Origin of the sequence: Methylocystis sp. (assembly GCF_050251305.1) — a bacterium.
Lineage (GTDB): Bacteria > Pseudomonadota > Alphaproteobacteria > Rhizobiales > Beijerinckiaceae > Methylocystis.
In genome coordinates this window covers 1-13,245 of the sequence record NZ_JBFWNB010000071.1, presented here as the reverse complement: position 1 = coordinate 13,245, position 13,245 = coordinate 1, and the positions used below count along the sequence as shown (strand labels likewise).

The 13,245-nt window shown below is 63.0% G+C and carries 12 protein-coding genes, 1 tRNA gene and 1 pseudogene; 9 read left to right on the top strand and 5 right to left on the bottom strand.

The features are described 5' to 3' along the window. Positions 1 to 114, top strand: a pseudogene (locus AB7F41_RS16110) (IS110 family transposase); the annotation flags it as partial. Positions 115 to 122: 8 nt separating this feature from the next. Here the strand turns inward: AB7F41_RS16110 and AB7F41_RS16105 are convergent. Then, positions 123 to 449 (bottom strand): GNAT family N-acetyltransferase, encoded by a 327-nt coding sequence (locus AB7F41_RS16105; protein WP_428384957.1) that lies wholly within the window; start codon positions 447 to 449, stop codon positions 123 to 125. A 177-nt stretch (positions 450 to 626) separates the two neighbouring features. Between AB7F41_RS16105 and proS the strand changes: the two genes are divergently transcribed. The 3 genes from proS to AB7F41_RS16090 are packed head-to-tail and all read left to right on the top strand — an operon-like array spanning position 627 to position 3,936. Beyond that, entirely contained in the window at positions 627 to 1,967 is a 1,341-nt protein-coding gene (gene proS, locus AB7F41_RS16100; protein WP_428384955.1) for a proline--tRNA ligase, read from the top strand. Continuing rightward, positions 1,964 to 3,244: a lipoprotein-releasing ABC transporter permease subunit gene (locus AB7F41_RS16095; RefSeq protein ID WP_428384953.1), complete on the top strand. Its 1,281-nt coding sequence runs from the start codon at positions 1,964 to 1,966 to the stop codon at positions 3,242 to 3,244. The genes proS and AB7F41_RS16095 overlap by 4 nt, the downstream gene beginning before the upstream one ends. Positions 3,245 to 3,249: 5 nt before the next feature. Continuing rightward, positions 3,250 to 3,936, top strand: a complete 687-nt coding sequence (locus tag AB7F41_RS16090) for an ABC transporter ATP-binding protein (protein ID WP_428384951.1) — start codon at positions 3,250 to 3,252, stop codon at positions 3,934 to 3,936. An 8-nt stretch (positions 3,937 to 3,944) separates the two neighbouring features. On the opposite strand, the gene AB7F41_RS16085 is transcribed toward AB7F41_RS16090, so the two are convergent. Further along, positions 3,945 to 4,517, bottom strand: a complete 573-nt coding sequence (locus tag AB7F41_RS16085) for a hypothetical protein (RefSeq protein WP_428384949.1) — start codon at positions 4,515 to 4,517, stop codon at positions 3,945 to 3,947. Positions 4,518 to 4,822: 305 nt separating this feature from the next. Here AB7F41_RS16085 and AB7F41_RS16080 point away from each other — a divergent pair, with 305 nt between their 5' ends. Continuing rightward, positions 4,823 to 5,620: an enoyl-CoA hydratase-related protein gene (locus AB7F41_RS16080; protein WP_428384947.1), complete on the top strand. Its 798-nt coding sequence runs from the start codon at positions 4,823 to 4,825 to the stop codon at positions 5,618 to 5,620. A 16-nt stretch (positions 5,621 to 5,636) separates the two neighbouring features. Here AB7F41_RS16080 and AB7F41_RS16075 read toward each other — a convergent pair whose 3' ends face one another. The 3 genes from AB7F41_RS16075 to AB7F41_RS16065 form a co-directional block, all read right to left on the bottom strand. Next, complete coding sequence (locus AB7F41_RS16075; RefSeq protein ID WP_428384945.1) at positions 5,637 to 7,931, bottom strand: putative bifunctional diguanylate cyclase/phosphodiesterase; 2,295 nt, start codon at positions 7,929 to 7,931, stop codon at positions 5,637 to 5,639. Positions 7,932 to 7,933: 2 nt separating this feature from the next. Further along, positions 7,934 to 8,866 carry a crotonase/enoyl-CoA hydratase family protein gene (locus tag AB7F41_RS16070; protein ID WP_428384962.1) on the bottom strand — a complete coding sequence of 311 codons (933 nt, stop codon included), beginning with the start codon at positions 8,864 to 8,866 and terminating at the stop codon, positions 7,934 to 7,936. A 253-nt stretch (positions 8,867 to 9,119) separates the two neighbouring features. Next, positions 9,120 to 10,463 carry a multicopper oxidase family protein gene (locus AB7F41_RS16065; RefSeq protein ID WP_428384943.1) on the bottom strand — a complete coding sequence of 448 codons (1,344 nt, stop codon included), beginning with the start codon at positions 10,461 to 10,463 and terminating at the stop codon, positions 9,120 to 9,122. A gap of 118 nt (positions 10,464 to 10,581) precedes the next feature. Here AB7F41_RS16065 and AB7F41_RS16060 point away from each other — a divergent pair, with 118 nt between their 5' ends. The 4 genes from AB7F41_RS16060 to AB7F41_RS16045 all read left to right on the top strand — a co-directional run. After that, positions 10,582 to 10,893 carry a hypothetical protein gene (locus AB7F41_RS16060; protein ID WP_428384941.1) on the top strand — a complete coding sequence of 104 codons (312 nt, stop codon included), beginning with the start codon at positions 10,582 to 10,584 and terminating at the stop codon, positions 10,891 to 10,893. 229 nt (positions 10,894 to 11,122) lie between these two features. After that, positions 11,123 to 11,207 (top strand) — tRNA-Leu (locus AB7F41_RS16055). A gap of 75 nt (positions 11,208 to 11,282) precedes the next feature. After that, positions 11,283 to 12,629: a trigger factor gene (gene tig, locus AB7F41_RS16050; RefSeq protein ID WP_428384939.1), complete on the top strand. Its 1,347-nt coding sequence runs from the start codon at positions 11,283 to 11,285 to the stop codon at positions 12,627 to 12,629. 207 nt (positions 12,630 to 12,836) lie between these two features. Beyond that, the coding region (locus AB7F41_RS16045; RefSeq protein WP_428406691.1) for an ATP-dependent Clp protease proteolytic subunit at positions 12,837 to 13,245 on the top strand (409 nt) is incomplete at its 3' end.

Below are 13,245 nucleotides of genomic sequence, written 5' to 3'. Positions count from 1 at the left end.
GCCGGAAAGCCCGCCAAAGTCGCCATCACCGCCGTAATGCGCAAGCTCGTCGTCCTTGCCAACGCCCTCTTACGAAAAAACCGTCCCTGGGCCGAAGACGCTCCTTGCGCATAACGGATACTCTAGGAAGCGTCGCGCTCGGCGCGCAAATCCTGAAACTCCGGGCGCCGGTCCAAATAGTCGGCGACGAAGGAACAGTCGCCCCTGACCTTCAGGCCGTGGGCGCGCGCGATTTCGAGCGCGTCGCGAATGAGCGCCGACGCGACGCCCTTGCCGCGCAGCCGCGGCGGCGTCTGCGTTGAGGTGAAGACCATCACGCCATTGTCGATGCGGTAATAGGCGAGCGCTGCGTCGCCCTCGACATCGAGTTCGAAGCGATTGCGCTCGCGGTTGTCGCGGACGCTTCCCCACGCCTGTCTGGCGGCATCCTCGCCAGTCGTCTCGCCCATGCCGGCCTCCTCAAGAGTTCATGTTCCCGAAATGGGCCGTGCCGCGCAAGAAAGGAAGGGCGCCCGCCGCTTGCGTTTTCGGCCGCGCCGGGGTTCAAAAGCTCCTCCCGCGCCGTTTTCTCGGGCGGCGGACGGGCTATGCTCGCCGCTCCCCGATTCGCCTCAACTGGATTCCCCATGCGCCTTTCCCGCTATTTCCTGCCCATCCTGCGCGAGACGCCGAAAGAGGCGGAGATCGTCTCGCACCGGCTGATGCTGCGCGCGGGCATGATCCGACAGGAGTCGGCCGGCATTTACGCCTGGCTGCCGCTCGGGTTGCGCGTGCTCAACAAGATCAACGCCATCATCCGCGAGGAGCAGACCCGCGCCGGCGCCATCGAATGTCTGATGCCGACGATCCAGCCCGCCGATCTGTGGCGCGAGTCGGGGCGCTACGACGCCTATGGCAAGGAGATGCTGCGCATCGCCGACCGCCATGACCGGGAGATGCTCTACGGCCCCACCAATGAAGAGATGATCACGGAGATTTTCCGCGCCTATGTGCGCTCCTACAAGGATCTGCCGCTCAATCTCTTTCACATTCAGTGGAAATTCCGCGACGAGGTGCGGCCGCGGTTCGGCGTGATGCGCTCGCGCGAATTTCTGATGAAGGACGCCTATTCCTTCGATCTCACCGCGGAAGCGGGTCGCCATTCCTACAACAAGATGTTTGTCGCCTATCTGCGCACCTTCGCGCGGATGGGTCTGACCGCCATTCCGATGGCGGCGGAGTCCGGTCCGATCGGCGGCAACAGCCATGAGTTCATCATCCTCGCCTCGACCGGCGAGAGCGAAGTGTTCTGCCACAGGGATTTCCTGTCCTTCGCGCCGCCGCCCGCCTCGATCGATTTCGACGATTCCGCAGCGCTGCAGGCGGTTGTCGACACCTGGACCAGCCGTTACGCCGCGACGAGCGAAATGCACGACGCCGCCGCCTTCGCCGCCGTGCCCGAGGAGGCGCAGGTCGCGGCGCGCGGCATCGAGGTCGGCCATATTTTCTACTTCGGAACCAAATATTCCGAACCGATGAAGGCCGTGGTCAACGGTCCGGACGGCAAGGAGGTCGTGGTGCAAATGGGTTCCTACGGCATCGGGCCATCGCGCCTCGCCGCCGCCATCATCGAGGCGAGCCACGACGACGCCGGCGTCATCTGGCCCGAATCCGTCGCGCCTTTCCATGTCGGCGTCGCCGATCTGAAGGTCGGCGATCAAGCGACGGGCAAGGTCTGCGCCGATCTCGTCGAGCAGCTCGAAAATGCGGGGCTGGATGTCCTGCACGAGGATCGCGACGAACGTCCCGGCGCGAAATTCGCCACGCTCGATCTCATCGGCCTGCCGTGGCAGATTCTGGTCGGGCCCAAGGGCCTCGCCGAGGGCAGGGTGGAGGTCAAGCAGCGACGCACGGGAGAGCGCGAGCTTCTCTCGCCGCAGGACGCCGTCACCCGCGTCGTCGCCGCCATACGGTCGGAGCGGGCATGAGCGGAGCGGCGGAGCCGGCCAGGGGCGCCGGCGCTTTTTCGGCTTTCGAGCGGACGGTCGCGCTGCGTTATTTGCGCGCCCGTCGCGCCGACGGCTTCGTCTCGGTCATCGCCGGCTTCTCCTTTCTCGGCATCATGCTGGGGGTCGCGACGCTCATCGTCGTCACGTCGGTGATGAACGGATTCCATCGCGAACTGATGGACAAGATCATCGGCATCAACGGTCACGCCTTCCTGCAGGCGGTGGAGACTCCTTTCACCGACTGGGAGCAGGTGTCCTCCAAGACCGCGAAGCTGCCGGGCGTTCAGCTCGCGATCCCGATGGTTGAAGGCGCGGCGGGCATATCGACCCAGTTCGGCCAGTCGGGGGTGCTCGTGCGCGGCGTGCGCGAGAAGGATCTGACCCGGCTTCCCGGCGTGGCGACGAACGTCAAGAGCGGGACGCTTGCCGGATTCGACAAGGCGGGCGGCGTCGCCATCGGCCAGCGGCTGGCCGAGACGCTGGGCGTCGGCGTCGGCGACCCTGTCAGCCTGTTGATCGCCAAGGGCGTGCAGACGCCGTTCGGCGTCTCGCCGCGGATCAAGGCCTATAAGGTCGTGGCGATCTTCTCGATCGGCATGTCCGAATTCGACAATGTCTTCGTCTATATGCCGCTCTCGGAGGCGCAGCTCTTCTTCAACAAGGAAAACGAGGCGACGGTCGTCGAGGCCTTTGTCTCGGATCCCGAGCAGATGGACGATTTCCGGTTTAAGGTCGAAAAAGCGATCGAGCGTCCGCTCATCATCACCGACTGGCGTCAGCGCAACAAGACCTTCTTCGACACCTTGCAGGTCGAAAAGAACATCCTGTTCATCATTCTTGCGCTGATCGTCGTGGTTGCGGCCTTCAACATCATTTCTGGTCTGACGATGCTTGTGAAAGACAAGACTCAGGATATCGCGATACTGCGGACCATGGGCGCAACGCGCGGCGCGGTGCTGCGGGTGTTTCTGATCATCGGCGCGTCGATCGGCGTGGTCGGCACGCTGGCGGGATTTGCGCTCGGTTTGGCCCTCGCCAAAAATCTCGACACGATTCGCGTCGGGCTCAACAAGTTGTTCGACGCCAATCTCTTCCCCGCCGAGTTCTATTTTCTCTCTCGGCTTCCGGCGATCGTCGATCCGCGCGAGGTCGCGGCGATCGTCGCCATGACGCTCACGCTCGCCGTTCTCGCCTCGATCTATCCAGCCTGGAAGGCCGCCTCGCTCGATCCGATCGAAGCGCTGCGGCACGAGTAGGCGCGATGAACGAGACCGCCGTTCTGGAGCTTCGCAACATTGCGCGCCACTACCGTGAGGGCGAGGCGCGGCTCGACATTCTGGTCGACGCCAATCTGTCGATCTATCCCGGCGAGACGGTGGCGCTGCTGGCGCCTTCGGGCGCCGGCAAGTCGACGCTGCTCCATATCGCAGGGCTTCTGGAGCGCCCGGACGGCGGCGAAGTTCTGATCAAGAACAAGCCGACGTCGCGCATGTCCGACGCCGAGCGCACGCGGCTGCGGCGCGTGACCATCGGCTTCATCTATCAGTTTCATCATCTGCTGCCGGAGTTCTCGGCGCTCGAAAACGTGGCGCTGCCGCAGATGATCAATGGCCTGAACAGAGGCGAAGCCCGCCAGCGCGGGCAACAGCTGCTCGACTATCTGCGGCTTGGGCAACGCGCGTCGCACCGGCCTTCGGAACTGTCCGGTGGCGAACAGCAGCGCGTCGCCATCGCCCGCGCCGTCGCCAATGCGCCGCATCTTCTGCTCGCGGACGAACCGACCGGCAATCTCGATCCGCGCACGGCGGAGCATGTTTTCGGGACGTTGTTGGCGCTCGCGCGCAGCACCGGCCTCGCGGCGCTGATCGCGACTCACAATCTCGATCTCGCAAAACAAATGGACCGTCGCGTAACGTTACGCGACGGTCGCATCGAACTTCTCGACTGAAGCGGGCTTTAGGCCTTCGGCTTCTTCTTGTCGATGAACTGGTTCTTGTACCAGAGGCCGAAGCCGACCAGCGCCAGGCCTGCGAAGAACACGGCGATGGTGATTTCCCGCGACTGCGTCAGACCGACGGAGAAGGGGAAGCGCGCGACATATTCCTTGGTGCCGTCGTCGCTTTTCGCCTTCACGAGGCCGATATATTTGCCTTCCTGCGGAAAGACGTGCTCGAAGGTCAGCGTGCCGGTCTTGTACTTCTTTGGCGGCGCGTAATATTCCGTGTTCGCCTCGAGATTCTCACTGTCGTCCTTCTGGCCGACGTCGCGCAGGACGCGCATCTCAAGGTTCATGTCGCGCAACTCATCCTGCTGCGCGTCGAGCGTGATAATGGTGGGGCCGGCGTCGGGAATGTCGTCACAAAACTGTTCACGCGACTTTTGCGGCTGATAGCCCGTGAACGTCATCGTGTCCGGGCCGATTTTCATCAAGCACTGGCCCTGATCGACGCCGACGTCGCCATGGGCGTGCGCTTGCGTGACCCAGCCGGCCGCCGCCACCAGCACGGCGGCAAAAAATCGCATCATCATCTGGTTTCTCCCTTCTGGACCAGCCGCTCTCTGCGTTGAGCGGTCTTCTTGACGCGTCGGTCCGGTTCCGACGCGCCATGTGTCGCACACTTATGTGCGCGAACGCGAACTGCAACAGCTAGCCATCCCTTAGCCTCAGCAGCGCTTTAGTTAATATAAATCAAGTGCGCTCACTTGTCCCGCGACCAAGGGCCACATGCCGGCGAAAAAAGTATGCGCAGCCCGTTTATTGTACAATCTCGTCGCATGACGACAAATTTTTTACGAGGCCCCCTTGTCATAAAAGTCGCCTAAAAATCAGTCATTTGGCGCAACTTTGTCGTAATTTTCGTTCAGTCGCTGTGGTCAGGGTTGGCGAAGTTAAATTTTCATTTAACTTAATCCTACCACCACAAACCACGGCGGGGACCATGTTGAACTTTCCTTATCTGCGCGACCAAGCTGAACTTTCTGTCAATGGCGGCTCTCTTTCGACCACCTGGTTGAAAGACCACCAAGCCTTAGTATTGAGCAAGTCTCGACCAGGTTTTGACGCCGCAACGGTCAGGGCCATTACTGATATTCTGTCGACAATCGATCGCGGAGAGCTGAAGGAAATCCGTTATCTGGTCTATGATTTCGCCCATGGAGGGCGCGAAGCGCCGCCACCGGCCGAGGGTTTCGGCGAAATGGCCGCTGAAAACTCCGAGCTGATCGTCGACACGCCGGTGATTACCATCGCCTGGGCGCGGGGCCTGATGAGCGGCTGCGACTTCGATTTCGCCATGCATTGCTCCGCGATCGTGGCGGAGAAAGATGCGCATTTCTCGTTCTCGGGCGATCCCGCCGACCTTTTGGGGCTCTACGCCGCCGTCGGCCGCACGCTGGGCTACGTCAAAGCCGAACGCCTGATGGAGAGCGACACGACGCTCGCCGCCGATGAGGCTCACGACCTGCTGATCGTTCGCGACGTCGTCGCGCCGCAGTCCGGACTCGCTCCGATCGAGAAATATCTGGCGCAGTTCGGCAGGCGGTATAATGCGTCGCACGCGATTTTCCGCGCCCAGCGCATGGTGCAGCCAGGGGTCGACCGCCGCAGCCTGGCGGCGTTCGCGCGCAACTAACGCCTGTTTCCGAGCCTCAGGCCGCGCTGACCAGGCGGGGCGCGTCGCGCCAATTATCGAGGAGCGGTCTGAGCTCCTCGATGGGCCGCGGCCGCGTGTACAGATAGCCCTGAATGAGATAAATATGCTTGCTTGCCATAAAGGCGAGCTGAGCGTCCGTCTCCACGCCCTCGGCGACGAGGTCGATGGAGAGATCCTGTGCGAGCGAAGAGATCGCGGAGATGATCGCCTGCGTTTTTGGCGACTCGATCGCCTGCCGCGCGAAGGAGCGGTCGATCTTCACCTTCTTGACCGGAAAGCGGTTGAGGTAGCCGAGGCTGCTGTAGCCTGTTCCGAAATCGTCGAGCGAGAGACGCACGCCGAGCGCTTCGATCTCGCGCAGCTTGCTGTCGACGCCGTCGGATTCCATTAGCGTCGTTTCGGTGATTTCGAGCTCCAGTCGATCGGGCTCCAACCCCGACTCGTCGAGGATCTTGGCGATCCCCGCGGCGAGGTCCTTCTGTTGAAACTGTCTCGGCGCGATATTGACGGCGACGCGGACGTTCGCGGGCCAGGATTTCGCCTCCATGCAGGCCTGACGCAGCGCCCAGGCGCCGAGCTCGATGATCATTCCGGTCTCTTCGGCGATCGGTATGAATTCGCTCGGAGAAATCATGCCCCGGATCGGATGGCGCCAGCGCAGCAGCGCCTCCAGAGAGACGATGGTCGCCGTTCGGGAATCTACGACCGGCTGATAATAGACCACCAGCTCATTCGTCGTGAACGCGTGTCGCAGCTCGGTGTCGATCGCGCGTTTTCGGGTCAGCGCGTCCTGCATTTTTTTCGAATACCAGAGCGCCCTGCCGCGTCCGTCGGCTTTCGAGCGATAGAGCGCGAGATCTGCGCATTTGAGCAAGCCCTCGGACGTCTCCGAGTCCTTGGGCGCCGTGGCGATCCCGATGCTCGCGCCGATATTGATGACGTGGTTCTCGATGATGAAGGTTCGATGCATTTCGCTCAGAATATTGGCGGCGAGCTCATCGACGTCGGGCAGATCCCTTCCCGCCCGCAGCAGCACGCAAAACTCGTCGCCGCCGAGCCGCGCCACCACATGCGGGTCCGGCACGCAGGCGGCGAGGCGCGCGCCGACCGCCGACAGCAGCTGGTCGCCGATCGAGTGGCCCAGCGTGTCATTGACTTCTTTGAACCGGTCGAGATCGACGTTGAGCAGGGCGGCCTGGAATCCGCGCTCCCGGAGCTGAACCAATTCCTGCTGAAGCGTGTCCTGGAACTGATACCGATTCGGCAGATTCGTCAGATCGTCGAAATGCGCCATGCGTTCGATCTCGCGCAGCGCGCGCTTTTGAATGGTCACGTCCTCGATGACGGTGATGAAGGAGTCCGCTTCGGCGCGCTCGCAGTGGAATTCGAAGAAGCGCTCGCCAAGCTTATGCGTGAAAACATTGGCGTGCGGCGTCGCGACATGCCGCTTCCACCGCTCGATGAAGATCTGGGTTTCGCGCGGCGACAGGCCGGCGCTCTTGCCGATCGAATGTGCGAGCGCTTCGAGCCGGATCGGCGTCGTCGCCGCGACGATGCCGAAGAAATCGAACACGCGCCGATTGACGACCGTGACCGAGAGATCGGCGTCGCCCATGCACAGGCCGTGCGTCATAGAATTGAGCGCGAGGCTGAATTTCTGCCGCTGACGGGAGGCGTCCAGCCCGTTGCGCAGCGCCGACTCGAGATTGCCGTGCAGAAATTTCGTCGTCGAATGGATGGAGACGATCAGCAACACGACGATGATCGCAAGGCCGAAATAGCGCCGTTCTTCATGCATCATCGCGGCGATCGCAAGGGGAAGCGCAAGGCCGAGCGACTGTGCGAGAACAATCCACGGGCGTCCCGCGTTGCGGCCCGCGAGCCCGCTCAACCCGCTCATCATGATGACGATGCTGTAGATGCCGAGCACATCATTGTAATGATAGTAGAACAGGACCGCGACGGACGCGCCGACCGCCGTCATGAAGCCCACGGCGCCGATCGCGTAAAGTCGTTCCCATTCCTTTGAATCCCGCCGGCGCAGCGAGACGGGCGCATGCGCATGCGCGAAAAAAACGTAAAGCCGAAAGGCGCCAAGGACGGCGATCAGCCCCACGAAGTAGAGATAGATTGAATCGCCGAGGATGAGCCAGGCGAGCGCGGGCGCGATGAGTCCGCCGAGAAGGCCCGCGAAAAAGGAGCCGGCGGTGCCAAACAGGGTTTCGACCAGATCGCTGTGGATCTGAACGTCGGAACTCTCGCGGGCGCCTGACTTCCTGCGGACGATCATGACTAGTCTTCTTTGAGAGACGGAGGCGTCTCCGCCTCCTCCGATTTGCCGGCCGGCGGGTCGTCGCCCCCGGCCAGGCGCAGCTGCGCCGATACGAGCCGCTCCATGTAGCGCAGGTCGTGCCGGGAGATGGCCATCGAGCAATCCGTCCAAAGCTCGACCACCCGAAGCAATTCCTCCTTTCGGACAGGAAAGCATTGTTTCCGGAATTTGACGAGGGCTTGTCGGCGTCGCCACTTCGACCCGTCGGGGTCGAGCATCCATTCATGCGCGGTTTCGAGCGCCCGGCCTTCCGGCGCGACCACGTCGACAATGTCGAGATCGTACAGTTCGCGCGCGGAATAGACGCGGCCGGCGGAGAGAATTTGCTGCGTGCGCGCCGGCCCGACGCGCCGCGTCAGAAAGGTCACGGCGCCCATCCCGGGGAATGTGTTGAAGGCGATCTCGGGAACGCCCAAGCGCGCGCCTTCCTCGGCGATGACGAAATCGGTGGCCAGAGCGCCTTCGAAGCCGCCGCCCATGCACTGGCCGCGCACGACCGAAAGCGTGAGCACGGGCAGGTCGAAGGCCGATGTCAGCGTATACATCACTTCTATGCAAGCATAGGCATAGGTCAGCAGCGCGTCGCGGTCGTCATTCCGGATGCAGGACACGAAGGTGGCCAGATCGCCGCCGAGGCTGAACACGTGCGGTTTCTTGGAAGCCATGACGATATAGCGGATCGGCCAGTTTCTGCCTTCCATTTCCACCAAATATTTGATCGCGTCACGGAAATCGATCGCGTCCTGCAACATGCGCAAAGTATAGCAGTGCGGGGAATCCGCACGATAATTCATCCACACCGACTGGGTCAGCGCGTCATATTCGATCACAAGATGTTCGAAACGCCAGTTAGGAAAGTCTTGAGGCAGATGCCGAGGGCGCGGAGAGATCATCATATCCGACAATGCAGGGCCAAAGCCTCCTCCCTCGATCACGCAAGAATACACACGTGCCACATCGTGCCGAACGATGTGGTTGACCGGGCAGACTGGTCGGCCCAAGGCTCTAAATGAGATCACCTCAGAATTTGGCAATAGTTCACGCCCGCAGTCCAAGCTCTTTCCGCTATTAAGGTTCAGATGAAAATCTGAACGAACGGAAAAACTTTTGGATTATTATAAAGTGATAATTGTCGACGCGCCGGCGTCAGGCGACTTCGAACCAAGTCGCTAGACCGCTCGCCTCATGTTCCAGAATATCATCATGAATGGCCCAATTTCCAGGCGATTCAGCGACGAAGGCGGCGTGCTTGGTCTTTCCCGGCGGAATGATCACCCCGTTGCGCCAGTAGGGCTCCCAGCCATCGTCGAGGTCATGCAGCAGCCGCATGCATTGTCCGTGAACATGCATGGCGAGCGCGACTCCAGATTTGTTGACGAATCCCAGCGTCACCGGCGTTCCGCGGCTCACCCTGAAGAGCGGCGGCCCGGCGTAGCCCTTCGTCAGCGCGCCATTGATCGTCCATGCCGGGCCAGCGTCGCTCTGGCGCGGCGCGATGACGAGATCCGCCTTCTTGGCGTTGGCGAGCCTGATCTCGGCGGGAAGCTCGGAATTTTGTGGACGCGCCGCGATCGGCGGACGCCGTGACGCCTTTGCCCCCTTGGCGTCGGCGATGAGAAGCTCGCGGTCGGCGCCGTTCGGCCCCCGAAGGATCAGTCTGGCCCCGGAGCCCTCGGTTTCCGGCATGTCGAACATCAGTTCGAACCGCGCGCCCGGCGCGACGGGAATGCTTTGTTTGATCGGCTCAAAGGCGTCGCACGGCTGTCCGTCGATGGCGATGACGAAGGGCTGCGCGCCGACCAAGGATAGCACCATGATGCGGGCGTTGCTGAGATTGGCGAGGCGCAGCCGCACCCGTGCGCCGGGCGCCAAGGTCCGCCGCTCCGGCGCCGCCTTGCCGTTGACGCAGAGCAGCGGGCCGATTCGGCCGACGCCTTGCGCGGCCGCGCGGTCGTCGAAGCCGCCGGCGACCTGGCCCGCGTCGTCGAGCCGCCAGTCGTCGAGGACGAGAAGCAGATCGGAATCCGCAGGCAGCGGCGTCGGCTCGTCGACGAGCAGCAGACCCTTGAGGCCGCGCCCGACAAGCTCCGGCGTCGCGCCATAGACGCTCGGCCGGTAGCAGAACAGGCCGGAGTCGCCGAGCTTGCGGCGGTATTCGAAGGCGGCCCCGGGCGCCACTGCGGGCTGAGTCAGCGGCGCGACGCCCTCCATCGCATTATCGCCGCGCAGGCCGTGCCAGTGGATGGTCGTGGGGCGGTCGAGCTGATTGACCAGGCGCACGGCGAGTTCGTCGCCCTGCCGATAGCGCAGGATCGGACCCGGCGTGGTCCCGTCGAATCCGAGAATGCTCGTCTCGCCGCCCGACAGACGCGCCGCGCCGGACCGCGCCACGAGGTCCCGCAGGCCGTCTCGGGGCGGCTGCGCCATCGCCGGTAGAGTCGTGAGGCAGGCGCTGATGCCGGAAAGGACAGCGCGGCGGGAAAGAAGCATGGACATCTCCGTCTAGCTATGGCGCAGGCCGGCGGCCGGGGCAATGACCGGCGCGCGTCCGCACTTCACGGGCTGTTCAGGGAGCGCTAGAACGGCTGAAACCGAGGGAGACTCGAACATGACCGGCACGCGCATGAAACTGGCCGCCGCCTTGGCCCTCTGCGGCGCAGGATGTTTTTTGCCCGTCGCCGCGTCTGGGCAGGGCGCTGAAGGCTATTCGGCCTATCGCCAGTCGCTGATGGCCGAGGGCTGGAAGCCGAATGTCGCCTACGGACTGAAAACCGCGAAGGGAAGCCCTCTCTACAAATTTCCCGAAGTCGTCTGCGGCCCGACGCTCTGCAACGCGAAATGGCGCGACCCGCAGGGACGGGAAAAGCTCATTCGGCTGATCCGCGGCCTCAACGGGGCCGACCACCGCGTCGCGCCATAATTGTGGCCGGCGTTATGGCCGGCGGCTGGCATCCTGCCGCGACCATGCTATAGAGCGACGCCCGGCGAGTCGCATGCGCGCTTGGGAGCGCCTTGGCGCGCCCCGAAACGTGCGGCGACGGCCATCTTTCGGGTTTTCAGGATCGTTTGAGAGGACGCCGACGCTCGGCTTCGTCTCACGCGATCCCGTTTCGAGGGGTGGGGCGTTCCGGCGGACCGATCCGCCGATCGCGGGCGTGGCGGAACTGGTAGACGCGCCGGATTTAGGTTCCGGTGACGAAAGTCGTGGGGGTTCGACTCCCTCCGCCCGCACCAGAACCGCTTGCCGTGGCAGTCGCATACTTGACGTCGCAGGCCGGCGACGCCGCAGTCTTTAAGAAGGTTATCGAAATGCAAGTGACGCAGACCTCCGCGCAGGGTTTGAAACAGGAATACAAGGTGGTTCTGCCGGCCGGCGAACTCGCGGCCAAGCTCGCTGCGCAGCTGACGGAGCTCCAGGCGAAAAGCCAGATCAAAGGGTTCCGGCCCGGAAAGGCGCCGATCGCCCACCTCAAGAAGCTCTATGGAAAGAGCATCATGACCGACGTCCTGCAGGAGGCGGTCAACGACGCCAACCGCAAGATCGTCGACGACAATGCGCTGCGCATCGCGCTCGAGCCGAAGATCGACTTTCCTGGCGGGCAGGAGGAAGTCGAGCGGGCGCTGCTGGCGGAGGGCGATTTTTCCTATGTCGTCACGTTCGAAACGCTGCCGAACTTCGAAATCGGCGCTTTCGACGACATTTCGCTGGAGCGCCCCGTCGCCGAAGTGGCCGAGGACGACATCGAGAAGGCGCTGCAGTCGCTCGCCGAGCGGGCCCAGGAATTCGAGGCCAGGGCGGACGGCGCCAAGGCGGAGAAGGGCGACAAGCTGACGATCGATTTCACCGGCAAGCTCGACGGCGAGCCTTTCGAAGGCGGCACGGGCGGCGACGTCGATCTGGTGCTGGGCGCGGGAACCTTCATCCCCGGTTTCGAGGAGCAGCTCGAAGGCGCCGCCGCTGGCGAGCAGCGCGTCGTCAAGGTCCGCTTCCCGGAAGACTATGCGGCCAAGGCGCTCGCGGGGAAGGACGCCGAATTCGATGTGACGGTCAAGTCGGTTTCGGCGCCCAAGACCTTGGGGCTCGATGAGGAACTCGCCAAGAAATACGGCTTCGAGTCGCTCGAGGCGATGAAGACCGCCGTTCGCGGCAATCTCGAAGCCGATTTCGAGAAAGCGTCGCGCGACAAGCTGAAGCGCGCGCTGCTCGACGCCCTCGACACCCGCTATTCCTTCGAGCTGCCCGAGAGCCTCGTCGACCAGGAATTCGCCAACATCTGGGGGCAGCACGAGCAGGAAAGCAAACGCGCCGGCATGCCTGTCGCCGAAGAGGGCAAGTCCGAGGAAGAGACAAAGGACGAGTTCCGCAAGATCGCCGAGCGCCGCGTGCGGCTGGGGCTGGTTCTGGCGGAGATCGGAAAAGACGCCGGCGTGAAAGTGGACGAGAAGGATCTGACGGACGCTCTGGTCGAGCGCGCGCGCATGTTCCCCGGCCAGGAAAAGGCGGTCTGGGACTATTACCGCAACAATGAGCAGGCGCTCGCCCAGCTCCGCGCCCCGATTTACGAGGAGCGCGTCGTCGACCATCTCGCCAAGCTGATCAAGATCGCCGACAAGACCGTCTCCCGCGAAGAGCTGTTCAAAGAAGACGAAGAATAGCCGGCTTCTGGCCGTTCCCTCGCCTGCCGCTTCGGCGGCGGGGGAATGCGTCAGGGCGGGCGGACGCGCGCCCCCGGGCGCCGCAGCGCGTGCGACGTGGCGGCCGCAACGGAGCCTTTGCGTCTGGCGCAGTCGCGGATATATGACGGGTCAACGAGTTCCCGGCGTAGGCGTATCCGCCCCGCTGGACCACAGAGGCGATACGCGATGCGCGACCCAATCGAAAGCTACAGCCAATATCTCATCCCCCAGGTGATCGAGAACACCTCCCGCGGAGAACGCGGGTTCGACATCTACTCGCGCCTTTTGCGCGAACGCATCATCTTCGTCACCGGGCCGATCGAAGATCACATGGCGTCGGTCATCATCGCGCAGCTGCTGTTTCTGGAGTCTGAGAATCCCAAGAAGGAAATCTCGCTCTACATCAATTCGCCGGGCGGCGTGGTGACGTCCGGCCTCGCCATCTACGACACGATGCAGTTCATCAAGCCGAAAGTGTCGACGCTGTGCGTCGGGCAGGCGGCGTCGATGGGCTCGCTTCTGCTTGCCGCCGGCGCCGACGGTCTGCGTTACGCGCTGCCGAATGCGCGCGTCATGCTGCATCAGCCGTCCGGCG